Genomic DNA, 25,905 nt, shown 5'->3' on the forward strand with positions numbered 1-25,905 from the left:
CGTCGTGACCTACGGCATCACTGGCGGCAAATACTTCAACGTTGTCCCCAATGCCCACAGCAAAAACAACACCAGCGGTGTGTGCACCAGCAACTGCACAAACGAAAAGCCGATCAGATCCCGTGCCTTCAGCCCCAACACACCCAGCAGCGGCAACATATAGAACGGGTTGATCAAATTCGGCAGCGCTTCGGCTGCGTTGTAGATCTGCACCGCCCAGCCCAGGTGGTATTGCAGGTCATTGGCCACCTGCATCACGTACGGTGCTTCGATGATCCACTTGCCGCCGCCCGACGGAATAAAGAAGCCCAGCACCGCCGAGTACACGCCCATCAGCAGCGCGTAGGTGTCGTGGGACGCGATGGAGGTGAAGAAGGTCGAGATATGGTGCGCCAGGGTCTGGCCGTCGCCGCCTTTAACCACCGTCATCAGTGCCGCAATCGAGCCGTACAGCGGAAATTGAATCAGCACCCCAGTGGTGGTCGGCACTGCGCGCGCCACGGCATCCAGGAAGCTTCGCGGGCGCCAGTGCAGCAGGGCGCCGGCCATGATGAACAGGAAGTTGTAGGTGTTGAGTCCCGAGATGGCGCTGATCGCCGGTTTGGTCGAAAACTCATGGAACAGCCAACCGGCCGCCAGCAGTGCCAGCAAGATGGTCAGCAGCGGGCTGTGTTCCAGCCATTCGCCAGGCCGGGTCGGTGCTTGCGGCTTGGGCAGGTTGAAGGCTGGGTCGACGCCGCAGGCCTTGGCGTCACGGGCACTGTTCGGGCCGGGCGCGGTGGCATAGGCGATGATCAGCGACACCACGATCAGCGCCAATAACAGCACGCCGGATTGCCACAGGAAGATGGTCTCGGTAAACGGGATCATCCCGGTGATCGACAGAATCGACGGCGGCAAGCTGGCCGGGTTGGCCTGCAATTGAGCGGCCGACGACGACAAGCCCAGTGCCCACACCGCGCCCAGACCCAGATAGGCCGCAGCACCCGCGGCGCGGTAATCCATGCGCAGATCCGTACGCCGCGCCAGTGCCCTTACCAGCAAGCCGCCGAACACAAGGGACAGGCCCCAGTTGAGCAACGACGCGACCATGGAAATCAACGCCACCCAGGCCACGGCCGAACGGCCGTTCTTGGGGATGCGCGCCAGGCGGTCAATCAGTTTCACTGCTGGCGGCGAACTGGCGACCACGTAACCGCCGATCACCACGAAGGCCATCTGCATGGTGAACGGGATCAGGCTCCAGAACCCATCGCCAAACGCCTTGGCGGCCTCGGTGGGCGCCGCGCCCATGCCCAGGGTCGCCACAGCGACGATGATCACCGCGAGGGCTGCAAATACCCAGGAGTCAGGGAACCAGCGTTCGGCGAAGTTGGAACAGCGCAGGGCAAATCGGGCATAGCGGCTTTCTTCGATAGCATCGGCCACGGGTCATACCTCTTGTATTTATTATGAGGGCGGCAGTTTTCGCGCATGTTCCTCCACGGCCATTGATATGGGAATGCAGTTATCTTCATCGATCCATGAGGAAAACAAATATATCTGCGGCGATTGCCATCCTTCGGCTCACCTCATAACCTGCACGCCATTTTGTTTGTCTGCCGAGCCTCTACATGACTGCCACCTTTTCCTCACAGGCGCAGCGTTTTTCCCGCTCCGACTACAAAACCCTGGGCCTGGCCGCCTTGGGCGGTGCCTTGGAAATCTACGATTTCATTATTTTCGTGTTTTTTGCGCTGACCCTTAGCCAACTGTTTTTCCCCCCGGAAATGCCCGAGTGGCTGCGCCTGCTGCAAAGCTTCGGCATCTTCGTCACCGGCTACCTGGCGCGCCCGTTGGGCGGGATCCTGATGGCGCATTTTGCTGACCACCTGGGGCGTAAGCGCGTGTTCAGCCTAAGCATCCTGATGATGGCGCTGCCGTGCCTGCTGATCGGGATTATGCCGACCTACGCGCAAATCGGTTATTTCGCCCCGCTGATCCTGCTGGCGCTGCGCGTGCTGCAAGGCGCGGCGGTGGGGGGTGAAGTGCCCAGTGCCTGGACCTTCGTCGCCGAGCACGCGCCGCGCAATCACCGTGGGTATGCGTTGGGCTTCCTGCAAGCTGGCCTGACCTTCGGTTACCTGCTCGGTGCCTTGACGGCCACGCTGCTGGCGCAAGTCTTCACCCCGGCCGAAATCCTCGATTACGCCTGGCGTTTCCCGTTCCTGCTCGGCGGTGTGTTCGGCGTGATCGGCGTATGGCTGCGCCGCTGGCTCAGCGAAACCCCGGTGTTCCTCGAAATGCAGGCCCGCCGCCAAGCCGCTGCCGAACTGCCCCTGCGCACCGTACTGCGCGACCACCGCGCCGTATTGTTGCCGGCGATGATCCTCACTTGTGTGCTCACCTCTGCGGTGGTGGTCCTTGTCGTCATCACCCCGACCATGATGCAAAAAACCTTCGGCATGAGCCCCAGCCACACCTTCGCCCTGAGCGCCTTGGGCATCGTGTTCCTGAACATCGGCTGCGTCCTCGCCGGCCTGCTGGTTGACCGCATCGGCGCCTGGCGCGCGGTGCTGGTTTACAGCCTGTTGCTGCCAATGGGCATCGCGGTGTTGTACGCCAGCCTGATCAATGGCGGCGTGTGGCTGGGCGCGGCGTACGCCTTGGCCGGCTTGAGCTGCGGCGTGGTGGGCGCGGTGCCGTCGGTGATGGTCGGGCTGTTTCCGGCGCAGGTGCGGGTGTCGGGGATTTCCTTTACCTACAACATTGCCTACGCGCTGTGGGCGAGCACCACACCGCTGATGCTGATCGCGTTAATGCCTACCAGCCCATGGATTTGCGTGGGGTATTGCGTGGTGATGGGGGCAGTGGGGGTGGCGAGTGTGGCGCTGTTTGGCAAGCGTCACACGTTAGCCGCGTGAAGATCGGCTAGGAACGTGCCCGAGCACTGATCAACCTGGTCACTGAAACGGTCGTTTGCAGCGTCAACGAAAAAGCCCGCCCCAGAGCCCTTGCTGTCGATTTTGTAATCTTTGCTCCACCGACCTGATAAGTCGCGAGCGCTACATTGCCAGCGCTTGGACTTCATGGCCGTGGAACTCTCGTTATGGCAATTTCCGTTAAAAAACTGATGGGGGCGACAGTGTTGTGGTTGGCTGCAAACGCGGCCCTGGCGCAACCCCTGACCCTCGATAGCGCCCTGCAAAACGCCTTCGCCAACAACCCGGACCTGGCCGCTGCGCAGTGGGAAATTGATATCGCTGCGGGCGGTCGCCAACAGGCTGGGCTGATCCCCAATCCGGTCGCTTCCTGGGACGCCGAAGATACCCGCCGCGACTCACGCACCACCACCATCAAGCTCAGCCAGACTCTGGAACTGGGCGGCAAGCGCGGTGCACGCATCGATGTCGCTTCCCGCACTCAGGACGCCGCCGCGCTGACCCTGGAACAGCGCCGCAACAGCCTGCGCACTGACGTGATCGATAGCTATTACGCCGCCCTTCGCGCCCAGGAGCGGCTTGATCTGGCGCAACGCTCCCTGGCCTTGGCCGAGCGTGGTCTGGTGATCGCCAATGGTCGCGTCACCGCAGGCAAGTCGTCTCCGGTGGAAGCCACGCGCGCACAAGTGCAGTTGTCGGAAATCCGCCTGGAATTCAACCGCGCACAGATCGGCCTTACCGATGCCTATCGCCGCCTGGCCGCCAGCACGGGCAGCGCCAGCGCCGACTTCGCGTCCGTCGCCCCGCCAAGTCAATCCACACCTGCGTTGCCGCCCGCTGCGCAATTGCTGGCGCGCCTTGAGCAAACCACCGAGCTGCGCCTGGCCGAACTGCAGATCCTGCAGAACGAGGCCAATGTGGGCCTGGAAAAAGCCCAGCGGATTCCCGACCTCGATGTGTCCATCGGCAGCCAATACGACGCCAGCGTGCGCGAGCGCGTGAACCTGGTGGGGGTGTCGATGCCGATCCCGCTGTTCAACCGCAACCAGGGCAACGTGCTTGCCGCCACCCGCCGCGCTGATCAGGCCCGCGATCTGCGCAATGCCGCCGAACTTCGCCTGCGCACCGAAACCCGCCAGGCCCTCGACCTGTGGCAAGCCGCCAATAACGAGGTGCGCGCGTTCAACCAGCAGATCCTCCCCGCCGCCCAAAGCGCGGTAGACGCCGCCACCCGTGGCTTCGAGATGGGCAAGTTCAACTTCCTCGACGTGCTCGACGCCCAGCGCACCCTGATTGCGGCGCGCACCCAATACCTGACGGCCACCTCCCAGGCCACCGACGCCTGGCTGCGCATCGAGCGGATTTACGGCGACCTCGCCCGGTTCTGATTTTTTCTGGAGTCCCCTATGAATAGAAAACACGGCGTGGCGCTTGCCGTCGCCTTGGGCCTGATGCTGTCGAGCCTGGCAAATGCCGAGGAAGAAGAAGGCGCACTCGAACTCACCGCGCAGCAAATCGAGGCTGCCGGCATTCAACTTGCCCAGGCCCAACCCAGGCCGATCAGTACTTTGCTGACGCTGCCGGGAGAGGTGCGGTTTGACGAAGACCGCACCTCGCACATCGTCCCGCGTGCTGCCGGGGTTGTGGAGTCGGTGAAGGTCAATCTCGGTCAATCAGTGAAGGCGGGCGAGTTGCTGGCGGTGATCGCCAGCCAACAGATTTCTGACCAGCGCAGCGAGCTGGCTGCCAGCGAGCGCCGGGTGGAACTGGCGCGTACGACCTTCCAGCGTGAGCGCCAGTTATGGCAGGACAAGATCTCCGCCGAGCAGGATTACCTGCTGGCGCGTCAGGCCCTGCAAGAGGCCGAAATCGCGCTGAACAATGCCCGCCAGAAGATGACCGCCCTCAGCGGCAGTGCGGTGTTGGTCGGCGGCAATCGGTATGAGCTGCGTGCACCGTTCGCCGGTGTGGTGGTTGAAAAACACCTCGGTGTTGGCGAGGTCGTGAGCGAAACCAGTAACGCCTTTACCCTCTCGGACTTGTCCCAGGTGTGGGTCACCTTCGGCGTGTTTCCCAAGGACTTGAACAAGGTTCGCATCGGCAAACCGGTGACCGTCAGTTCCACGGAAATGGGTACCCACGTGCGCGGCACCGTGGCCTACGTCGGCAATCTACTCGGCGAGCAAACGCGCACCGCCACCGTGCGCGTGAGCGTGCCCAACCCTGAAGATGCCTGGCGCCCTGGGCTGTTTGTCACGGTGCAACTGGCCACGGACACCGCCCAGGCCAAGGTCACCGTACCGCAGGAAGCGATCCAGACCGTCGAGGACAAACCCTCGGTGTTCGTGCGCACCCCGGACGGTTTTATCACTCGCCATCTTGAACTGGGCGTCAGTGAAAACGGCTACGTCGAAGTGCGCCAAGGGCTGGACGCCGGCGAGCAGGTGGCCACGGTCGGCAGCTTCATCCTCAAGTCCGAACTGGGCAAAGGCTCGGCCGAGCACGCCCATTGATCCTGCGAGTGATTCCCCATGTTTGAGCGCCTTATCCAATTCGCCATTGAGCAGCGCATCATCGTGCTGCTGGCGGTGCTGTTGATGGCCGGTGTCGGCATCGCCAGCTATCAGAAATTGCCCATCGACGCGGTGCCTGACATCACCAACGTGCAGGTACAGATCAACTCGGCGGCGGCTGGTTTCTCGCCATTGGAAACCGAGCAGCGCATTACCTTTCCCATCGAAACTGCGATGGCCGGTCTGCCGGGTTTGCAGCAGACGCGTTCGCTGTCGCGCTCCGGCTTGTCCCAGGTCACGGTGATTTTCAAGGACGGCACCGATCTGTTCTTCGCCCGTCAATTGGTCAACGAACGCTTGCAAGTCGCGCGCGAGCAATTGCCCAGCGGCATCGAAACGGCGATGGGACCGATCTCCACCGGGCTTGGGGAAATCTTCCTGTGGACCGTGGAAGCCAAGGACGGCGCGCTCAAGGACGACGGCACGCCTTACACACCGACGGACCTGCGGGTGATCCAGGACTGGATTATCAAGCCGCAACTGCGCAACGTGCCCGGCGTGGCCGAGATCAACACCATCGGCGGCTTTGCCAAGGAATACCAGATCGCCCCAGATCCCAAGCGTTTGGCGGCCTACAACCTGACTTTGAACGATCTCGTCACTGCGCTGGAGCGCAACAACGCCAACGTCGGCGCCGGTTATATCGAGCGCAGTGGCGAGCAACTGCTGATCCGCGCACCGGGGCAATTGGCGTCCATTGATGACATCGCCAATATCGTCATCACGTCTGCGGACGGCACGCCGATTCGCGTGCGTAATGTGGCCCAGGTCGAGATCGGCCGTGAACTGCGCACTGGCGCCGCCACGGAAAACGGCCGTGAAGTGGTGCTGGGCACGGTGTTTATGTTGATCGGCGAAAACAGCCGCAGCGTGGCCCAGGCCGTGGCGAAAAAACTCGAAGACATCAACCGCTCGCTGCCCGAAGGCGTGGTGGCGGTGACGGTCTACGACCGTACCAACCTCGTCGAAAAAGCCATTGCCACGGTAAAGAAGAACCTCTTTGAGGGGGCGCTGTTGGTGGTCGCGGTGCTGTTTCTGTTCCTGGGCAATATCCGGGCGGCGTTGATCACCGCGATGGTGATTCCCCTGGCGATGCTGTTCACCTTCACCGGCATGTTCACCAACAAAGTCAGCGCCAACCTGATGAGCCTCGGCGCGCTGGACTTCGGCATTATCGTCGACGGCGCGGTGGTGATCGTCGAGAACGCCATCCGCCGCCTGGCCCACGCGCAACAGCGCCACGGCCGTCTGTTGACCCGCAGCGAGCGCCTGCACGAAGTGTTCGCCGCCGCCAAGGAGGCAAGGCGTGCGTTGATCTTTGGGCAGTTGATCATCATGGTCGTCTACCTGCCGATCTTCGCCCTCACCGGTGTGGCCGGGAAGATGTTCCACCCCATGGCCTTCACTGTCGTGATCGCCCTGCTGGGCGCGATGATTCTGTCGGTGACCTTCGTACCGGCGGCGATTGCGCTGTTTGTCACTGGCAAGGTCAAGGAAGAGGAAAATCTGGTGATGCGCAGCGCACGCCGGGTCTACGCGCCGGTGCTGGATTGGGTGATGACGCGCCGTCCGCTGGTGTTCGGTCTGGCGCTGCTGACCATCGTTGGTTCGGGCGCGGTGGCCAGCCGAATGGGCAGTGAATTTATCCCCAGCCTCAGCGAGGGCGATTTCGCCCAACAGGCCCTGCGTGTGCCCGGCACCAGCCTCACGCAATCGGTGCAGATGCAGCAGCAGCTTGAGAAAGTATTGATGGCCCAGGTGCCGGAAATCGAGCGGGTGTTTGCGCGCACCGGTACCGCAGAAATCGCCTCTGACCCGATGCCGCCGAATATTTCCGACAGCTACGTGATGCTTAAACCCAAGGACCAATGGCCCGATCCGGACAAAACCCGCGAAACGCTGATTGCGGACATTCAGCGCGCCAGTGCGATCGTGCCAGGCAGCGCGTATGAACTGTCGCAACCGATCCAACTGCGCTTCAACGAGCTGATCTCCGGGGTACGCAGTGATGTGGCGGTCAAGGTGTTTGGCGATGACATGGCGGTGTTGAATAAGACCGCCGGGGAAATCGCCGAGACCTTGCAGAAGCTTGATGGCGCCTCGGAAGTGAAGGTGGAACAGACCTCCGGTTTGCCGGTGCTGACCATCAATATCGACCGCGACAAGGCTGCGCGTTTTGGCCTGAATGTCGGTGATGTGCAGGACACTATTGCGGTGGCCGTCGGTGGGCGCCAGGCCGGTACGTTGTATGAAGGCGACCGCCGTTTTGACATGGTTGTGCGTTTGTCCGACGCCCTGCGCACCGATATCGACGGCCTGTCGCGGCTGCTGATCCCGGTGCCGGCGCTGGCTTCCGGGCAACTGGGTTTTATTGCCTTGTCCCAAGTTGCCAGCCTGGACCTGGTGCTCGGTCCGAATCAGATCAGCCGCGAGAACGGCAAGCGCCTGGTGATCGTCAGCGCCAACGTGCGTGGGCGCGATATTGGTTCGTTTGTGGCAGAGGCCGAAGCGGCCATCACCGATCAGGTGAAAGTACCGGCGGGCTACTGGACCACCTGGGGCGGCCAGTTCGAACAGCTCAAGGAAGCCTCCGAGCGCTTGCGCATCGTGGTGCCGGTGGCATTGCTGCTGGTGTTCGGCTTGCTGTTTATGATGTTCAACAACCTCAAGGACGGGCTGCTGGTGTTTACCGGCATTCCGTTCGCGTTAACGGGTGGGATCATGGCCTTGTGGCTGCGGGATATTCCTCTGTCGATCTCGGCAGGGGTGGGCTTTATCGCGTTGTCCGGTGTGGCGGTGCTCAACGGCCTGGTGATGATTGCGTTTATCCGCAACCTGCGCGAGGAAGGGCGCTCATTGTCGGTGGCGATCAACGAAGGCGCTCTTACCCGACTGCGCCCAGTGTTGATGACCGCGCTGGTGGCGTCCCTCGGATTTATCCCCATGGCCCTGGCCACCGGCACCGGGGCCGAGGTGCAACGGCCGCTGGCGACAGTGGTGATCGGGGGGATTATTTCTTCGACGTTGCTGACCTTGCTAGTGTTGCCGGCGTTGTACCAGTGGGCGCATCGCAGGGAAGAGGGCAATGGTTGAAGTAGTTGAAGCGGGGTTTCTGTGGTGTCTGTGGTGAGCGGGCTTGCCCCGCGCTGGGCTGCGAAGCGGCCCTAATCCGGACACCGAGGTTTTTAAGACAAACCGCAGCGCCTGTTTTCAGGGCTGCTTCGCAGCCCAGCGCGGGGCAAGCCCGCTCACCACAATAAGCTCGCTCGGCACAACAAGTGCGGTGACCAAAATAAGCCCGATCACGTTGCTGACCTTGTTGGTGTTGCCGGCGTTTTACCAGTGGGCGCATCGCAAGGAAGAGGGCAATGGTTGAGGTGGTTGAAGTGGGGCTTCTGTGGTGTCTGTGGTGAGCGGGCTTGCCCCGCGCTGGGCTGCGAAGCGGCCCTAATCCGGCTACCGAGGTTTTTTAGACAAACCGCAGCGCCTGTTTTTGGGGCTGCTTCGCAGCCCAGCGCGGGGCAAGCCCGCTCACCACAATAATTCCGCTCGGCACAACAAGTGCGGTGACCGCAATAAGCTCGATCGGCACAACAAGTGCGGTGACCACAATAATCCCGCTCACCACAACAAGCCTGATCACTAAAAAACGGCGTGTTCAAGGAAGGGGAAACACCAGTCTGAACCGCGTAAAGCACCCTGGTTGGCTGCTGACGTCGGCGTGCCCTTGGTGCAGGTGCATGATCGATTGCACGATGGCCAGTCCCAACCCGGTGCCGCCTTCGGCGCGGGTGCGACTGCTGTCGGCGCGGTAGAAACGTTCGAACAGGTGCGGCAGGTGCTGCGTTTCTATGCCTCGGCCGGGGTTGCCCACCGACAGCGCCACGCTCTGGTCGTAGGTTTCCACCAGCAGCAACACGCTGGCGCCGCTGGGCGTGTGGCGGATCGCGTTGGACAGCAGGTTAGAGATGGCGCGCTGGATCATCAGGCGATCCCCGTTCACCCACGCGTCGCCGCGCAGGCTCAGGGTGACCTGCTTGTCCTCGGCGCTCAGGGAGAACAGTTCGATCACCCGCTGCGCTTCGTCCCCCAGTGACACCGCGCCAAACCCGGCCCGTGCCGCCGGGTGGCTGACTTGGGCGAGAAACAGCATGTCGGAGACGATGCGCGACAGGCGTTCCATTTCCTCGGTGCAGGATTCCAGCCCGGCTTTGTACTCGTCCGAAGGGCGTTCGCGGGACAGGGTCACTTGGGCCTTGCCCATCAGGTTGGTCAACGGCGCGCGCAGTTCGTGGGCCAGGTCGTCGGAGAATTGCGACAGCTGCTGCACCCCGGCATCGAGGCGATTGAGCATCACGTTGAAACCTTGGGCCAACTCGCCCAGTTCCTTGGGCAGGTTATCCACAGACAACCGATGGGTCAGGTCCTGGGTGGTGACTTGGGCCGCCACATGGCTGAACTGCTTCAATGGTGCCAAGCCGCGTTGCACCAGCCACCAGGCGCCCATGCCGATCAGGATCAACAACAACGGCAAGGCGATCACCGTGGAGCGCAGGTAGGCGCTGAGTAACGCTTCATCGTCGGAGCGGTCCAGCGACAGCAATACCCGCACATACTCGCCGCCGCGCAAGGGCATCACGTGGGTGGCGGTGAGGATGCGATTGTCGCGACCGTCCACCCAATTCACGTAGGCCAGGTTTTTGCCGGCGGGGGCGTCGAGCAACAGCGGCTGCTGAGGTTTGGCGCCAACGCTGAGCAGCACCGGCGCGTCAGGCTGGGTGCCGGTGATGGTCAGGTAGATGTTGTCGTGGCCCATCACCAGGTCCAGCAACGAGTGAGGGCGGGCGGCGATGTCGTGGGGTTTTAAATCCTGGCGCAGGCTGTGTTCCAACTGCTCCATCTTGTTTTCCAGGCCTTTGCGCGCGAGGTTTTCCAATTCGTGGGTCAGGGCCAGGTAGGCGAGGGTGGCGAGCAGTACGACCAGCCCCGCGCCCATCAGGCTGACCGTCAGGCCCAGGCGCATCGATAGGCTGCTGGTCTTCATTGGCGCGCTTCCAGCACATAACCCACGCCGCGAATGGTGTGGATCAGCTTGACCTCGCTCTGGTCATCGACCTTGCCGCGCAGGCGGCTGATGGAGACTTCCACCACGTTGGTGTCGCAATCGAAGTTCATGTCCCACACCAGGGAAATAATCTGCGTGCGGGTCATCACCTCGCCGGTCTGGCGCATCAGCACATGCAGCAGGGCGAACTCCTTGGTGGTCAGGTCGATGCGCCGGTTGCCGCGATAGGCACGATGCCGGCGTGGGTCCAACTCCAGGTCCGAGACGCGCAGCACCTCCGGCAGCGGGATATGTTCACTGCGCCGTAGCAGGGTGCGCACGCGGGCGAGCAACTCGGGAAATTCGAAGGGTTTGACCAGGTAATCGTCGGCGCCCATGTCCAGGCCCTTGATTTTATCGGCCAGGCGCCCTCGCGCTGTGAGCATCATCACGCGCTGATTGCCCTCACGGCGCAGTTGCTCCAGCACTTCCCAACCGTCGGTGTTGGGCAGGTTGACGTCGAGGATCACCAGTTCATAGGTGTTTTGCCTGGCCAGGTGCAGACCGTCGATGCCGCTGGCGGCGCAGTCGACGACGTAACCGCTTTCGGTCAGGCCTTGCTGCAAGTAATCGGCGGTTTTCTGCTCGTCCTCAACCACAAGGATACGCATGGGGATTTACCTTCAAGGAAACGAAAGGAGATGGCCTCATAGAGGCTCTGAGGGATCTGTAGGAAAACTCTGAAGCCTGAAGTAGCTTTAGGGTCAAGGCAGCCCAGGCCGCTGCGACGATTCGTCGCTGAACACACGCACAAAAAAAACGCCCCAGATGGGGCGTAAAAATTCATCTCTGTTCCAAAGGAGCTACACAAAAGCTGCAGAGATGAAGTGTGTTCGATGTGCAGTATAAAAAGTGCAACTTAACGAGAAGGTGGGGCCGATATTACAGTTCTGACAGACTTCAACTTGTGAACAGATGTACGGCATCGGCAACTGAATGTAAGTGGAACACCTAGAGCACGGCCAACGGATACTCGATAATCACGCGAACTTCTTCCAGGTCCGACTCGAAGGCACTTGAGCGCACGGTGGCCTGGCGCAGCCTGAGCGACAGATCTTTCAAGTTGCCACTTTGCACCACGTACTTGGCTTCGATATCCCGCTCCCATCGGCGTTGATCGGTGAGCGGATCGCCGGCTGAATCGCGGCGCATGTACACCGCGTTGGCGTTGCTGTAATCGGCGCCGGTGCCTTTGGCGTAGCGGGTCATGAACGACAGGCCGGGGATGCCGAAGGCCTGCATGTCCAGGTCATAGCGAACCATCCACGAGCGTTCCTTGGGCGAGTTGAAGTCGCTGTACTGGATCGAGTTGTTGAGGAAGATCGAGTCCGAGTTGCGCAGGTAGTCGAAGTCGTCATCGCCGTTGTTGCGTTGATGGGACACGGCCAGGCTGTGGGCGCCGACCTTCACGCCGAGTCGGGCGCTCCAGATGGTGTTATCGAATTCACCGAGCAGTTTTTTACCTTCGTCCACAGCCTTATAGACGTTCAGGTCGCCGAACAACGAGACGTCGTCGCTCAGCGGGTAACTGGCCGCGCTGCCCGCGTAATACTGGTTCCACGCGTCTTTGAGTCGGCTGCTATAGAGGCTTAGGCTGAGGTGTTTGTTGAACTGGTAATCGCCGCCGCCATAGGCGATCCATGGCGAGTCCACGGGGCCTGCGTAAAACGTCGCAAAGCCTTTGTTCATGCCGCTTTCAGCCGGTTGGCTCATGCCGCTCAGGCGCCCGCCCTGCAAGGTCAGGCCTTCCAGGCTGGTGTTCTGCGCGGTCACGCCACGGAAGCTTTCCGGCAGCACCCGTGAATCGCCGTAGGCCACCACCGGCGTAAGCGGGAACACGTCGCCGGCCTTGATCACCGTGTCCAATACGCGCAATTTCGCCGCGCCGCCCACTTTGCTGTAGCTGTCTTCGGGATGGTTGTTGCTGTCCACCGGCATCACACCGAACGAGCCCTTGCCGCCGCTGCGGCCGGTGCCCGAGTCGAGCTTCACGCCGACCATGGCGAAGGCGTCCAGGCCAAACCCCACGGTGCCCTGGGTAAAGCCAGACTCGAATTTACCGATCAAACCCTGGGCCCAGGCTTCCGAATAACCATTGCCGGTCGGGCTGGATTGGCCCTTGCGATCATCGCGATTGAAGTAAAAATTGCGCGCCAGCACGTTCAGGCTGCTGCCTTCGATAAACCCTTCGGGCGTGTCTTCAACCGCTACCGCCGCCAGGGGTAAAGCGGCGCACAGTGATAGGGGAAGGGTGTAATAACGGATCTGCATGTTTCGCTCCTCGGTATTGGCAGTTATCAGCTTCTTATGGAGGTGGGCGTTCTTATTGATTTGGCCCGGGCTGATAGTTGCAAACCGTGGATAACGATTGGATGGCTTGAACATTACAATTCTGGAAACTCCCCGCCGCCTAACAAATAAGTAATGTTCTGGTGAACATCGTGACAGGGTGGGTTGGTTAGTCTCGGCACTGAACTTTCAGTCGAGGAATTAACCATGAACTTTTATCGCATTGGCTTGGGTGTATTGATCGCTACGTTGTCATTCGGGGCACTGGCCGAAGGCGGCGGTGACCGCACCTTTGACCGAATGATGGAGCGCAATGAAAAAGCCATGGCCGCCTACGCGGAGAAAAACGGCAAACCCGCGCCCCAGGTGCAGGTGTATCGCTATGGCATGGACCTGGACATTGCCAAGGTGGTCAACGTCACACCGCCGATCCGCGCCTGTAACCCTGTGCCCTCGCGCATGACCTATGAGGACTCCAGCGGAACACTCACTACCTTGGAATATCAAGTCATGGGCGTGTGTCGAAATAACGGCAGTTAATGGCGTCAAAAAAAAGAGTCGGGAATGGCACTAAAGTACGCTTCAGAAAGGCTCCGCAGGGCCGATGCATGTCAGATCTTTCTTTCTCCATTTGACCATCGGTGACCAATGTTCAACACCCGTTTGAAGCAGGAGCTGTCGGCTCTTCGCGAAGAATTGTCCAGCTTGCAGCAGGTTAAGGAGAGCCTGGAAAGCGAAATGTTGTGCCTGACGCTGGACGCCGAAGGTCGGGTGGAATGGGCGAATGCCAATTTCCTGCAGGAGCTGGCTTACCAGTCGAGCAATATTGTGGGGCGCCCCATCGAAGATTTGGTGCCAGTTCATGTACGCAGGGATGAGTTCCAGCAGCGCTTCAACAACGCACTGCGACGTGGCGAGCACTTCGCTGGCACTGTGCGGTTGATGCGTGGCAATGGCCTGGAAGTGTGGCTGCGCTCGATCGTGCAGCCGGTGCGCAGTTCCGATGGGCGCATCAAGCATTTTTCGATTTACGCCAGCGACCTGACCCGCACCATCGAAGCATCGCGCGAGCATGAAAACCTGATTACTGCACTGGTGCGTTCCACCGCTGTGATCGAGTTCGACCTGGGCGGCCATGTGCTCACCGCGAATGATCGGTTCCTCGGCGGCATGGGTTACAGCCTGGCGCAGATCCAGGGCAAACATCACCGTATGTTCTGTGAGCCGCAGGAGTACAACAGCGCCGAGTACCAGAACTTCTGGAATCGTCTGAACAACGGTGAGTTCGTCGCCGCGCGCTTCAAACGTGTGGACAGCCGTGGGCATGTGGTGTGGTTGGAAGCTACCTACAACCCGGTGATGGACGCCAATGAACGCCTGTACAAAGTGGTCAAGTTCGCTACGGTGATCACCGATCAGGTCAACCGAGAACAAACGGTGGCCGACGCCGCGAACATTGCGTACACCACCTCCCTGCAAACCGACAACAGCGCCCAACGCGGCACCACGGTGGTGACTCAGGCGGTGGAAGTGATGCGCGATCTGGCTACGCACATGCAACAGGCCGGTGAAGGCATTGAGGCGCTGAACGCGCAATCCCAGGTGATAGGCACCATCGTCAAGACCATCAGCGGCATCGCCGAGCAGACCAACTTGCTGGCGCTCAACGCGGCCATCGAGGCGGCGCGCGCCGGCGAGCAGGGCCGCGGTTTTGCGGTAGTGGCCGATGAGGTCCGCCAATTGGCGTCGCGTACCAGCAAAGCCACCGAGGAAATCGTCGGTGTGGTGCGTCAGAACCAGGACATGGCCCGCGATGCGGTAGCCCTGATGACCGACGGCCGTCTGCAAGCCGAGCAAGGTCTGGCCCTGGCGGCGGAAGCGGGCACGGTGATTGTGGAGATCCAGGACGGCGCACAGAAGGTGGTCAGCGCTGTGGGGCAATTCGCTAACCAGCTGTCGACCTGACCCGTAGGGCTCATGCTTGAGGTATCGTAGGTTTTTTCCGTTTAGAAGAGCCGATCCTCCATGAGCCCTGCCCACTGCCGCCCCGTTCCGCTGTCCAAGGCCTATCGCTTGCTCAACCACGGCCCGACCGTGCTGGTCAGTGCGGCCCACAACGGCCAGCGCAATATCATGGCGGCGGCCTGGGCCATGCCGCTGGACTTCGAACCGCCGAAAGTCGCTGTGGTGCTGGACAAGGCCACCTGGACCCGTCAGCTGTTGGAAGGCGCCGGCACGTTCGTGCTGCAGGTGCCCTGCGCGGCCCAGGCCGATCTGGTTCAGACAGTCGGCAATACCACCGGCACCGAGCGCGACAAGTTCGCCACGTATGGCTTGCAAACCTTCAGCGGTGAACACACCGATGCGCCCTTGCTGGAAGGCTGCGTAGCCTGGCTGGAATGTCGCCTGCTTCCCGAACCCCACAACCAGCAGACCTATGACCTGTTCCTAGGCGAAGTGGTCGCGGCCTATGCCGATGAGCGGGTGTTCAGTGAAGGCCACTGGCACTTTGAAGGTCATGATGAGTTGCGCACTTTGCACCATGTAGCCGGCGGCAATTTCCTAAGCATCGGCCAGCCGATTGTGGGGCGGCAGCTCTAAGCCTCACCAGCGTGCGTTTGCCAGCGCCTCGGCAAACGCCATCAATTTTGGCGAGTACTGCCGGGATGGCGGGTAGACCAACGAGATGCCCCGGCTGCGCCCGGCGACTGTCTCCAATACTGGCACCAGGCGTCCTGTGGCCAGGTCATCCCGCACGGCGAAATCCATTACCTGGGCAATGCCAAAGCCTCCCACGGCGCCGTCGACCATCGCATCACCGATATCAAAGATCAGCCGCCCCTCGACACTGACGTCCTGCACTTTGCCGTCGATCATGAATTGCCAATCCACCATACGGCCGGTACGTAAGTTGCGCACGGTGAGGCAGTGGTGGTCCTTGAGTTCATCAATTGTCTGCGGAGTACCAAAGCGCGCCAGATAGGCGGGTGCGGCAACGGTGATCCATCGCAGGGGTGCCAGGTTGCGGGCGATCAGGCGTTGGTCCTGGATTTCTCCGGTGCGCAACAACGCGTCGAAGCCTTCATCGACGATATCCACCAGGCGGTCGGTCATCACGGCTTCGATGCGCAACTCGGGGTAACGCAAGGTCAACTCGCCGATGACCGGCATCACCACCTTGCGGCCGAACAATGAAGGTGTACTGATTTTCAACAGGCCCGATGGGCTGCAGCGCCGGTCGAGCATCAGCTTTTCGGTTTCGGCCAGTTCCGCCAGCAGTGGCGCGCTGCGCTCGTAGAGCATCTGGCCATCGGGGGTCAGGCTGACGCTGCGCGTATTACGTTGCAGCAGGCGCACGCCCAATTCGTTTTCCAGGCGTGAGATGGCGCGGGACAGGCCCGACTGAGTGAGCCCCAGATCACCCGCCGCACGGGTAAAACTGCGGGCTTCGGCCACGCGGACCAGTAGGCGAACAGCATTCAGATCCATGATTAAAGTCATTACTGAAAGAGTGGTAGGGCTATTTATCACTTGGTCGGCATAAAAGACACTGGCGGCACTTCATTTTCGGACAGGACGCTGTGATGTCTCCCTCTCGACCTTCAGGCTGGATGCTGGCGTTACTGGCCACCGCTCAGTTGATCATCGCCCTTGATGCCACCATCGTATTTGTGGCGCTGCCGCAGATCGGCACTCACTTGGATTTCTCTGCCCAGCAATTGCAGTGGGTGGTCAGTGCCTACAGCGTAGCGTTTGGCGGTTTCTTGTTGCTGGGTGGCCGTGCCACTGACTTGTTGGGCAAGCGCCGCCTGTATCGCGTGGGCCAGTCGCTGTATGCGCTGTCGTCGCTGGCGGCAGTGGTCGGCGGCAGCGCGGTGTTACTGGTGTTGGCGCGAGCAGTGCAGGGCGTGGGCGGCGCGCTGTTGTTCCCGGCGACCCTGGCGTTGATCAACACCCACTACGCCGAAGGTCCGGCACGCAACCGTGCGTTCGCGGTATGGAGCGCAGCGTCAGCCGCGGGGTTGGCGCTTGGCGCCTTGCTCGGCGGTGTGCTGACCCAGGTGTGGGGTTGGGAGGCGGTGTTTCTGGTCAACGTGCCGTTGGCTGGCGGTTGTGCATGGGCGGCGCGTTATTGGATTCCTGCCGATGGCGCGCGGGCCCACGGCCGTAATTTCGATATCAGCGGCGCGCTGACCGTGACCGTCGGCGGTACGTTGCTGGTGTTTTCCCTGGTGCAAGGCCCCGAGTGGGGCTGGGCGGCACCGTCGACCCTCGGTTGTATCGCCTTGGCTGTGGCATTGCTGGGGCTGTTCGCCTGGATTGAACATCGCGGCCGCGATCCGCTGATGCCGCTGCGCTTGCTGGCTTATCGAGAATTGCGCATGGCCATGGTACTGACGGCAGTGTTCATGAGCAGCTTTGGCGTGCAGTACTACTTCCTGGCGCTGTATTACCAGCAGGTCTACGGCTACAGCGTGTTGCAAGCGGGCTTGGCGTTTTTGCCGGCAACCTTGGTGTGCACATTTGGCATCTGGCTAGCGGAACGCTCGATGGCGCGGCTGGGGCTGCGCAACACCTTGGTCAGCGGGCAATTGGCCGGCGCGGTGGGGATTGCGCTGGTGTGTTGGGCATTGCCCACCGGGGTGGGATTCTGGTCGCTGCTGCCGGGGATTTTCATCCTGAGCATTGGCCAGGGCATGACGTGGACGGCGATGTGGGTGGCAGCCGGGCTAGGCATCCGTCCTGGGGAGCAGGGCGTGGCGGCGGGGATGGCGTCTACCAGCCAGCAGATTGGTGGCGCTCTGGGGTTGGCGGTGTTGGTGTCGGTGGCCAATGCGGGTGGGATCGAGTTGGCGTTGTGGTGGAGTGCGGCGATTGCGCTAGTGGGAGCGGTGTTGGTGCTGGCGCTGAAAGAGCGCCATCCCATGTCGAACTCATCACAGCAAGCCCACATTTAGAGTGCATGTTTAAAACGCTGACTCAGCGCCCGAGCATCTTCACCCACCGGGACGGCGGCATGCCGTAGGTGCTGCGAAACTGCCGGGTCATGTGGCTCTGGTCGGTGAAGCCGGCGATCAGCGCGGCGTCCACCAGCGACTGTCCCTGCGCCAGCAGACTGCGCACCAGGTCCAGGCGGCGCATCGTCAGGTAGCGGTAGGGGCTGGTGCCGAACAGCACGCGAAAATCCCGCGACAATGCCCAGCGGTCGCGGCCAGCGTGATCAGCGATTTCGTCCAGGGTGATGCTGCGGCCCAGGGTGCTGTGGATAAACTCCCGGGCGCGCTCGGCGGCTACGTAATCGAAGGTCTTACGGCTGACGATCGCCCCCGACGCATTGTTGAGCGCATGGGCCAGGTCGAACATCGCGTCCTGTTCCTGCAACGGGTCAATCGGATGATCGAGGTTCTGCAGCAGCACTTCGCTGGCGCGGAACAGCCTTGGGTCAGTGGATAAACCACTGGGGATAAACGGCAGCGGCTTGCCGCCGAGTATCTGCTGAATCAGTGACGGCTCCACGTAGATCATCCGGTACTTGAAGCCTTCGTCGCTGCCGGCGTGGCCGTCGTGGGTCTCGTCGGGATGAAGCACCATGGTCGTGCCGGGCAGGCTGTGGATCATGTCGCCGCGGTAGTGAAAACTCTGCACGCCAGACAAGGTACGCCCGATGGCGTAGGTGTCATGGCGATGGGGATCGAACGCAAAGCCCGCAAAGTACGCCTCGATACGATCCAGGCCGCTGGCATGCGGGGCGCGGTGCAGCCAGTCGAGAGTGTGGGTGGGGTTGCCCATGGTGGCGTGTCACAAGAAGAGATGGAAATACGTTAACCCAGTCTGCAACCCTTGTCTGCCGGGGTCTTGTACGATTGTGCAGGCGATTGGCGAGGTCTATGCTCCTTGCTCGTCCCTGCGCTGATGGAGCTGCCCAATGGAAGTTATCAACCCCGCCTACGTGGCTCCCCTGGTCTCGCTGGCCCTGCTGTGGACGGTGGCGGTGGTCACGCCTGGGCCCAACTTCTTCAACACGGCACAGTTGGCTGCCAGTTGTTCGCGCCGCCATGGCGTGGTGGCTTCGGCGGGCGTGTCCACCGGCACGATCATGTGGGGGCTGGCGGGTGGCCTGGGCATCAAATCGCTGTTTACCGCTGCACCCATGTTGTACCTGGCGTTCAAGATCATCGGCGGCTGCTACCTGATTTACCTGGGGCTGAAACTGTTCAAGCGCTCGGCACCGTCGATGGGCCAGAGCCTATTGCCGGATGACACGCGACGTTCGCTGTTTTCCGCCTGGCGCCTGGGGTTGTTGGGCAACCTGTCTAATCCCAAGGCCGCGTTGTTCGTCGCCACCATCTTCGCCTCCACCATGCCGCCGTCTCCGTCGCCGATGCTGCTGACCCTGGCGGTGATCACCATGGCCAGCTTGTCGTTCAGTTGGTATTCCTGCGTGGCGTTGGTGTTTTCCAGTGCGCGCATGGCCAACCTCTACAGTCGCTCACGCAAATGGCTCGATCGTTTTGCCGGTGGTTGCTACGTGTTGTTCGGCGCACATCTGGTAGCGAATCGCTGACTGCCCATGGTAAGAAGCCTTACTTTCAACAGTGAGGCGAGTCATGAGCAAGGTGCGGGTGGGGATTATTTTTGGTGGTCGTTCGGCTGAGCACGAGGTCTCGTTGCAGTCGGCGCGCAATATTGTCGATGCGCTTGACCGTGCACGCTTTGAGCCGGTCCTGATCGGCATCGACAAGGCCGGCCACTGGCACCTCAACGACACCTCGAACTTCCTGATCAACCAGGAAAACCCGGCACTCATCGCCCTTAACCAATCCAACCGCGAACTGGCGGTGGTGCCCGGCAAAGCCAGTCAGCAGGTGGTGGAAACCTCCGGCAACGGCCTGCTGGCACACATCGACGTGATCTTCCCCATCGTCCACGGCACCCTCGGCGAAGACGGCTGCCTGCAAGGTCTGCTTCGCATGGCTGACCTGCCTTTCGTCGGCTCCGACGTGCTCGGCTCGGCAGTGTGCATGGACAAGGACATCAGCAAGCGCTTGCTGCGCGACGCCGGCATTGCCGTGACGCCGTTCATTACCCTGACCCGCAGCAACGCCGCGCGTACTTCCTTTGAAACTGCGGTGAATAAACTCGGCCTGCCGATGTTCGTCAAACCGGCCAACCAGGGCTCTTCGGTGGGTGTGAGCAAGGTTGGCAACGAGGCCGAGTACCACGCCGCCGTTGAATTGGCCCTGGGGTTTGATCAAAAGGTGCTGGTGGAATCCGCCGTGCGCGGCCGCGAAATAGAATGCGCGGTGTTGGGTAACGAAAACCCCGTCGCAAGCGGCTGCGGCGAGATCGTGGTGAGCGGCGGTTTCTACTCCTACGACAGCAAATACATCGACGGCCAGGCGGCCCAGGTGGTGGTGCCGGCTGATATCAGCCATGAAGCCAGTGAGCGTATTCGCCGCTTGGCCCTTGAAGCGTTTGACGTGCTCGGCTGCGCAGGGTTGGCGCGGGTCGATGTGTTCTTGACCGACGACGGCGAAGTGCTGATCAACGAAATTAACTCACTGCCCGGCTTCACCCGCATCAGTATGTACCCCAAGTTATGGCAGGCGGCGGGGATGAGCTACAGCGAGTTGGTGAGCCGGTTGATTGAGCTGGCGTTGGAGCGGCATGCGGGGCGTAAGGGGTTGAAGATCAGCCGCTAACGGATGGGGTAAATACCTGTGGCGAGCCCGCTCGCCACAAGGGGGCGTAGGTTCGTCAGGGTTTACGAGCAATCCACGAATAAATCAACGTCTTCGCTTCCGCCGGGTGATGGGTTCTCCTGCGATAGCTGGCAAACGTCGGCGAGGTGCAGTAAGTGCATACCTCGCTCACGTCGATCTGCTCTCGCTTGATACCCGCCGCTTGCAGCAACAACAACCCATAGCCGCTCAAGTCAAACCATGCGCTACCTGCTTGCCTTGCATGGGGCGGGCTAATTTCCGGTGACCGCAGCGGTGCCGGTTGCTCCAAGCTCCACGGTGCCATGCAGTGTTGCCACAGGTGCCCCTGGTCAATCTGGAACTCGGCAATAAACCCTTCGCTCACCTCATAACAGCACGGCTTGATCGAAGGGCCGATAGCCACTTGCAACTGGTTGGCTGGTATCCCCTCGGCAGCAAAGCGCTGGATGACGTTGGCGATAATCCCGCGTTGCAGCCCCTTCCAACCGCCATGTATTGCGGCGACCCGTTCGCCCGTTTTCGATGCGAACAGAATGGGCAGGCAATCTGCGGTGATCACCGCGATCGGGTGAGCGTGGTGCGTCAACACACCATCGGCCTCGATCGTGTTGGGTACCTGGCCCGCCTGCCATTCAATCACTGAGGCGCTGTGCACTTGCTTGCAGATGAACACGTCATCCGGGCGCAGTGGGTCATCTATCGAACAGAAACCGTGGTCGATGCCAGGGATGGCAGCGAGATTTTCAGCCTGATGCAAGGGATCACCTCCGTTCAATAAAGTCAGTCGCCGAGCGCTTCGCCTTCGCGACGAGGGTCGGCGCCACCGCTCAGTGACACCTTGCCCTGGGCGTCCCGCTTGAGCACGATGGCCTGTATGCCGCTGGTCATGTCGATCTCGCTCAGTGCATGGCCCTTGTCCTTCAACGCCTGCTTCAGCCCTGGGCTGAACAAACCGGCCTCCAACTCGGTAGCGCCATTGCGACTGCCGAAGTTGGGCAGGCTGATGGCGGCTTGCGGGTCGAGGTTCCAGTCGAGCATGGCCACCAGGGATTTGCTCACGTACTCGATGATTTGGGAGCCGCCCGGCGAACCGACCGTGGCCAGCAACTCACCGCTCTCGCGGTCGAACACCAGGGTCGGCGCCATGGCCGAGCGCGGGCGTTTGCCGGGTTGTACGCGGTTGGCTACCGGCTGACCGTTTTCTTCGGGGATGAATGAGAAGTCGGTCATCTGGTTGTTGAGCAAAAAGCCCTGGACCATCACATGGGAGCCAAACGCGGCTTCCACCGTGGTGGTCATCGACACGGCGCCGCCCATGTCGTCCACGGCCACCACTTGGGAGGTGGAAATGCGCAGTGGCGAACGGTCCGGCGCGTAGGCCACTTGTATGCCCGCAGGCTGGCCTGGCTTGGCGATGCCCATGCTGCGCTCACCGATCAGCGCGGCGCGTTGGGCCAGGTAGTTGGGCGCGACAAGGCCGGCGGTCGGCACCGGCGTAAAGTCTGAATCAGCCAGGTACAGCGCGCGGTCGGCGAAGGCCAGGCGACCGGCTTCGGCGATCAGGTGCACGGCCTCGGGCGTCGGCTCAAACCCGGCAGGCAACGCGCTTTTTATCGGTGTCATCGGTGCGATAGCCAGGCGCGGGTCGCGGGCTTCCAGGGCCTGCAACGTACCAAGGATCTGCGCGACCGCAACCGCGCCTGACGACGGCGGCGGCATGCCACAGATTTTCCAGCGTTTGTAGTCGGTGCACAGCGGTTCGCGCTCCTTGGCGGCGTAACCCTTCAGGTCGGCCTGGGAGAGGCTGCCCGCATTGCGATTGCCCTGCACTTTGCGCGCAATTTCATCGGCAATTGGCCCGTGGTACAGCGCGTCAGGGCCCTCGTTGGCGATGCGCTTGAACACGGCGGCCAGCGCCGGGTTTTTCAGCAGCGTGCCGGTGGCTTTGGGTGTGCCATCGGCATTCAGAAAGTAGGCGGCCATCTCCGGCGATTGCGCAATAAATCGGTCAGCCGCGATCAGGCTGTGCAAGCGTGGTGAAATGGCGAATCCCTGTTCCGACAAACGAATCGCTGGCTCAAACAGCTCGGCCCATCGCAGTTGACCGGTCTTCTTATGGGCCATCTCCAGGGCGCGCAGCACACCGGGCGTACCCACCGAGCGCCCGCCAATCTGCGCGTCGGTGAAGGTCATCGGTGTGCCGTCGGCGTTCAGGAACAACCGCTCCGTCGCGCCTGCCGGCGCCGTTTCCCGACCGTCATAGGCGTGCACCTTTTTCCCGTCCCACAGCATGATGAACGCGCCGCCGCCAATGCCGGAGGATTGCGGCTCCACCAAGGTCAACACCGCCTGCATGGCGATCGCTGCATCAATCGCCGAACCGCCTTTGCGCAACATCTCGCGCCCGGCTTCGGCGGCCAGCGGGTTGGCGGCGGCGGCCATATGGCGTTCGGCGTGTTGAGTGGTCAGGTCGGTGCGATAGCCCGAGCCCAGCTCCGGTGCCGGCGGCTGTTCGTTGACCGGGGTGTGACAGGCCGCAAGGGCCAGGGCTGCGGCAATAACCGACAACTGACGGCGAGAAATCGAAAGCACGTGCTGAACTCCGTTCATTTTGAGAATGATCTGTTGTCCTTGGGGGCAGCGGTTTACAGGTGCGTCGCAGTGAGCACTCCGTGTGTGGGGAGGCTGGACACTAACAGTGGCAAACGAGGGCGTCAAAAGCGGCCTACCCTGGGATAGGCCGTGTGGCTCAAGTGATCAGAAGTCCCAGCGGGTGGTCAGCATGAAGTGACGCGGCGCGCCGTAGATGGCGGAGTTATAGAAACCCACGTTGGTGTAGTAGTACTTATCGAATACGTTATTCAGGTTCAGCGTCGTCGACAGGTTTTTGGTGAATTGGTAGCGCGTCATCAAGTCCACCACCCAATAGGACTCCTGGGAAAACGCGTCCGTCGTTCCTTTGGGACCGTTGTAGATGTCCTGCCACACCGTGTTCTGCCAGCGCAGGCCACCGCCGACGCTGACTTTGTCCAGATCGCCCTTGAGCTTGTAGATGGTGAACATGCTCACCTGGTCCTCGGGCTCGAAAGTCGAGATTTTTTTGCCGGCATCGTCGCGCACCACTTTGTGGGTGTAGCCGCCCTGCAACTGCCAGCCGGGGGCGATTTCGCCGGACAGCTCCAGCTCATAGCCCTTGGTCGTCGCGTCGGTGCCCTTGAAGGCAAAGTTGGGCGGGGTTGGGGTCTGGTTGTTGTATGCATCGTCGGGCAGGGAGCGGTTGCTTTCCTTGACTTCGAAGTACGCCAGGCTGGCGTTCAGGCGACCGTCGAGGAATTCGCCCTTGAGGCCCACTTCGTAGTTCTCGCCTTCGTCCGGGTCGATCAGCTTGCGGTTACGGTCGAGGTTGTAGCTTTCCTGGGGCATGAACACATCGGTGTAGCTGACATAGGCCGACAGGTTGTCCGTGAGGTCATAGATGGCCCCGGCATAGGGAATGAAACGCCCGGTCTCTCGGTAGGTGTCAGTGGTGCCGGTCAGGGTGTAGTCGACCACGCGCCCGCCGAGCAACAGTTTCAGATCGTCGGTGAGGTTCCAGCGGGTGGTGACGTACATGCCGGTCTGGCGAATGGTGTCGTCGATGACTTGTGAGGCCACGCCCCAGTCCGGCTTGGCCAGGTTGCCGTGCCAGTTGAAGTAGTCGACCAGGTTGGCCGTGGGGAAGGTTTCGTCCCAGTAGCCCTTGCCCTTCCAGTGGGCGGTGCTGATGGAGCCGCCGACCACCAGGTCGTGTTCGCGACCGAGGAAGTTGAACGGACCGCTGAGGTACAGGTCCGCGGAATCGCTGGTGGTCTCGCCTTTGTAGCGCTGGGCGTTAATGTCGGCAGTGCCATCCGCTGCCGGCTGGTAGAACTGGATCGCACCCATCTGGGCATCGTAGCCATTGAGCTTGTGGTCCAGTTGCAGCTTGGTGACCCAGCCGTCGCCGAGGTCGTGCTCCAGGTTCGCGAACACCGTGCGGGTGTATTGCTGCCAACTGCTCCAGTCGGTGGCATTACTGAACGACCGCTTGGCGTCGTTGAGCGCACCCGAATAGTTGAACAGCGGGAAACTGCCGGACCAGGTCGAGCCTTTGGGTTTGCTGTCCTGATAATCGGCGCCCACGGTGAGCAGGGTGTCGGGCGACAGGTCGAATTCGAGGATGCCGTAGAACACTGAGCTTTTGTTGGAGTAGCGGTCGATCCAGGACTTGTTGTCCTGATATGCCGCTACCGCCCGCCCGCGCACATTGCCGGTTTCGGTCAGTGGGCCGCTGACGTCCACTTCCGTGCGGTAGTGATCCCAGGTGCCCGCCGCTGTGGTGATATGGCCGAGGAATTCCGACGTGGGTTTCTTGCGTACCAGGTTGATGGTGCCGCCCAGGGAACCGGCGCCGCTGAGCAGGCCAGAGGCGCCTTTGAGTACTTCGACACGGTCATAGATCGCCATGTCGCTCAGGGTGTTGCCCGCCGAATAGGCCACGTTGCGCACGGCCGAGGGGATGCCGTCGTATTGGAAATTGTTGATCGAGAAACCGCGCGAATAGTAGTTGCTGCGGTCGGTGTCGTAGGCCGAAACGGTGATACCGGGCGTGTGGCGCATCACGTCGTCAACGCTGTCGAGGGCGAAGTCATCCATGTGCTGGCGCGTGACGACGCTGATGGACTGTGGTGTTTCCCGGGGCGTCAGTACCAGGCGCGTAGCCGTGGCGATGGTCCCCGGGGTGTAGGAGCCAGTGCCTTCGGTGACGGTGCCCAGTTGGTTGCTGATCACCGTGGTGGTGCCCAGTTGCAAGGCCGCGCCGGGTTGTTCGGTGCGGTTCAGTATCACCGCGTTGGGGCCGTTGGGCTCGAAGCTCAGGGGCGTGCCTTTGAGCAGTTGGGCCAGCGCTTCCAGGGCGGTCATGCGGCCGCTGACGCCGGGCGATTCGACGCCCTGAGCGAGGTCCGCCGCGTAGGCAATTTGCAGCCCGCTCTGCACACTCAATTGATCCAGTGCATTGACCAGCGACTGACGCGCTATCGCGAAGCTGCGGGTGTCCGCCGCTTCGCGAGTGGCTGGCTGGCCTGCTGGCTCCACCGCAACCGCCGGGCTGCACGCCAGGCAGATGGCGAGCGCGAGCATGCTGCGGGCATGGGTCGGATTGAGTGTTGGAAAGTGCATGTGAGCCCCGTTAGAAATAGGAATGATTTGCAAAGGCAAAGTTCTTGACGGGTTGAACCTTCGAAAGCCGTAAAACTTTTCGAAGGTATCGGGGG

19 protein-coding genes and 2 pseudogenes are annotated in these 25,905 nt (G+C 61.4%); 11 read left to right on the plus strand and 10 right to left on the minus strand.

The window, feature by feature from the left end; translation table 11 throughout:
• Nucleotides 1-9: 9 nt before the first annotated feature.
• Nucleotides 10-1,428 (minus strand): short-chain fatty acid transporter, encoded by a 1,419-nt coding sequence (locus LRO94_RS04280; protein ID WP_032886043.1) that lies wholly within the window; start codon nt 1,426-1,428, stop codon nt 10-12.
• Nucleotides 1,429-1,613: 185 nt separating this feature from the next.
• Here LRO94_RS04280 and LRO94_RS04285 point away from each other — a divergent pair, with 185 nt between their 5' ends.
• The 4 genes from LRO94_RS04285 (at nt 1,614) to LRO94_RS04300 (ending at nt 8,587) form a co-directional block, all read left to right on the plus strand.
• A complete protein-coding gene (locus tag LRO94_RS04285; RefSeq protein ID WP_032886045.1) occupies nt 1,614-2,903 on the plus strand; it encodes an MFS transporter in 1,290 nt (429 codons plus the stop codon).
• A 185-nt stretch (nt 2,904-3,088) separates the two neighbouring features.
• Complete coding sequence (locus LRO94_RS04290) at nt 3,089-4,309, plus strand: TolC family protein (protein WP_099601906.1); 1,221 nt, start codon at nt 3,089-3,091, stop codon at nt 4,307-4,309.
• Nucleotides 4,310-4,327: 18 nt separating this feature from the next.
• On the plus strand, nt 4,328-5,434 hold the full coding sequence (locus LRO94_RS04295) for an efflux RND transporter periplasmic adaptor subunit (protein ID WP_179179558.1): 1,107 nt from the start codon (nt 4,328-4,330) through the stop codon (nt 5,432-5,434).
• Between the two features lie 18 nt (nt 5,435-5,452).
• Nucleotides 5,453-8,587 (plus strand): CusA/CzcA family heavy metal efflux RND transporter, encoded by a 3,135-nt coding sequence (locus tag LRO94_RS04300; protein WP_233896944.1) that lies wholly within the window; start codon nt 5,453-5,455, stop codon nt 8,585-8,587.
• Nucleotides 8,588-8,963: 376 nt separating this feature from the next.
• Here LRO94_RS04300 and LRO94_RS04305 read toward each other — a convergent pair whose 3' ends face one another.
• The 4 genes from LRO94_RS04305 to LRO94_RS04320 all read right to left on the minus strand — a co-directional run bounded on the left by LRO94_RS04305 (nt 8,964) and on the right by LRO94_RS04320 (nt 12,869).
• Nucleotides 8,964-9,119 carry a hypothetical protein gene (locus LRO94_RS04305; RefSeq protein ID WP_179179557.1) on the minus strand — a complete coding sequence of 52 codons (156 nt, stop codon included), beginning with the start codon at nt 9,117-9,119 and terminating at the stop codon, nt 8,964-8,966.
• A 33-nt stretch (nt 9,120-9,152) separates the two neighbouring features.
• On the minus strand, nt 9,153-10,538 hold the full coding sequence (locus LRO94_RS04310; RefSeq protein WP_032886054.1) for a heavy metal sensor histidine kinase: 1,386 nt from the start codon (nt 10,536-10,538) through the stop codon (nt 9,153-9,155).
• Entirely contained in the window at nt 10,535-11,209 is a 675-nt protein-coding gene (locus LRO94_RS04315; RefSeq protein ID WP_032886055.1) for a heavy metal response regulator transcription factor, read from the minus strand. Before LRO94_RS04315 ends, LRO94_RS04310 begins: the two co-directional genes overlap by 4 nt.
• A gap of 340 nt (nt 11,210-11,549) precedes the next feature.
• Nucleotides 11,550-12,869: an OprD family porin gene (locus LRO94_RS04320; protein WP_179179556.1), complete on the minus strand. Its 1,320-nt coding sequence runs from the start codon at nt 12,867-12,869 to the stop codon at nt 11,550-11,552.
• 225 nt (nt 12,870-13,094) lie between these two features.
• Here LRO94_RS04320 and LRO94_RS04325 point away from each other — a divergent pair, with 225 nt between their 5' ends.
• The 4 genes and pseudogenes from LRO94_RS04325 to LRO94_RS04335 all read left to right on the plus strand — a co-directional run bounded on the left by LRO94_RS04325 (nt 13,095) and on the right by LRO94_RS04335 (nt 15,488).
• Complete coding sequence (locus tag LRO94_RS04325) at nt 13,095-13,427, plus strand: DUF2790 domain-containing protein (RefSeq protein ID WP_032886058.1); 333 nt, start codon at nt 13,095-13,097, stop codon at nt 13,425-13,427.
• 198 nt (nt 13,428-13,625) lie between these two features.
• Nucleotides 13,626-14,309 (plus strand): annotated as a pseudogene (locus LRO94_RS27995) (PAS domain-containing protein); the annotation flags it as partial.
• Nucleotides 14,310-14,420: 111 nt separating this feature from the next.
• A pseudogene (locus tag LRO94_RS28000) lies at nt 14,421-14,852 on the plus strand (methyl-accepting chemotaxis protein); the annotation flags it as partial.
• A 60-nt stretch (nt 14,853-14,912) separates the two neighbouring features.
• Nucleotides 14,913-15,488, plus strand: coding sequence for a flavin reductase family protein (locus tag LRO94_RS04335; RefSeq protein WP_095183750.1), 576 nt, complete (start codon nt 14,913-14,915; stop codon nt 15,486-15,488).
• Nucleotides 15,489-15,491: 3 nt separating this feature from the next.
• Here LRO94_RS04335 and LRO94_RS04340 read toward each other — a convergent pair whose 3' ends face one another.
• Nucleotides 15,492-16,376 carry a LysR family transcriptional regulator gene (locus tag LRO94_RS04340; protein WP_032886062.1) on the minus strand — a complete coding sequence of 295 codons (885 nt, stop codon included), beginning with the start codon at nt 16,374-16,376 and terminating at the stop codon, nt 15,492-15,494.
• Between the two features lie 122 nt (nt 16,377-16,498).
• On the opposite strand from LRO94_RS04340, the gene LRO94_RS04345 reads away from it, so the two are divergent.
• Complete coding sequence (locus LRO94_RS04345) at nt 16,499-17,845, plus strand: MFS transporter (RefSeq protein WP_099601914.1); 1,347 nt, start codon at nt 16,499-16,501, stop codon at nt 17,843-17,845.
• Between the two features lie 22 nt (nt 17,846-17,867).
• Here LRO94_RS04345 and LRO94_RS04350 read toward each other — a convergent pair whose 3' ends face one another.
• Complete coding sequence (locus LRO94_RS04350; RefSeq protein ID WP_032886066.1) at nt 17,868-18,677, minus strand: AraC family transcriptional regulator; 810 nt, start codon at nt 18,675-18,677, stop codon at nt 17,868-17,870.
• 136 nt (nt 18,678-18,813) lie between these two features.
• Here LRO94_RS04350 and LRO94_RS04355 point away from each other — a divergent pair, with 136 nt between their 5' ends.
• Nucleotides 18,814-19,452, plus strand: a complete 639-nt coding sequence (locus tag LRO94_RS04355) for a LysE family transporter (protein WP_179179555.1) — start codon at nt 18,814-18,816, stop codon at nt 19,450-19,452.
• A 43-nt stretch (nt 19,453-19,495) separates the two neighbouring features.
• Nucleotides 19,496-20,590, plus strand: coding sequence for a D-alanine--D-alanine ligase (gene ddlA, locus LRO94_RS04360; RefSeq protein ID WP_179179554.1), 1,095 nt, complete (start codon nt 19,496-19,498; stop codon nt 20,588-20,590).
• A 55-nt stretch (nt 20,591-20,645) separates the two neighbouring features.
• On the opposite strand, the gene pgeF is transcribed toward ddlA, so the two are convergent.
• The 3 genes from pgeF to LRO94_RS04375 form a co-directional block, all read right to left on the minus strand.
• Complete coding sequence (pgeF, locus tag LRO94_RS04365) at nt 20,646-21,368, minus strand: peptidoglycan editing factor PgeF (RefSeq protein ID WP_179179553.1); 723 nt, start codon at nt 21,366-21,368, stop codon at nt 20,646-20,648.
• Between the two features lie 23 nt (nt 21,369-21,391).
• Entirely contained in the window at nt 21,392-23,221 is a 1,830-nt protein-coding gene (gene ggt / locus LRO94_RS04370; RefSeq protein WP_179179552.1) for a gamma-glutamyltransferase, read from the minus strand.
• A gap of 147 nt (nt 23,222-23,368) precedes the next feature.
• A complete protein-coding gene (locus tag LRO94_RS04375) occupies nt 23,369-25,810 on the minus strand; it encodes a TonB-dependent siderophore receptor (protein ID WP_081797674.1) in 2,442 nt (813 codons plus the stop codon).
• Between the last annotated feature and the right edge of the window lie 95 nt (nt 25,811-25,905).

Origin of the sequence: Pseudomonas sivasensis (assembly GCF_021391435.1) — a bacterium.
GTDB classification, from domain to species: Bacteria; Pseudomonadota; Gammaproteobacteria; order Pseudomonadales; family Pseudomonadaceae; genus Aquipseudomonas; species Aquipseudomonas sivasensis.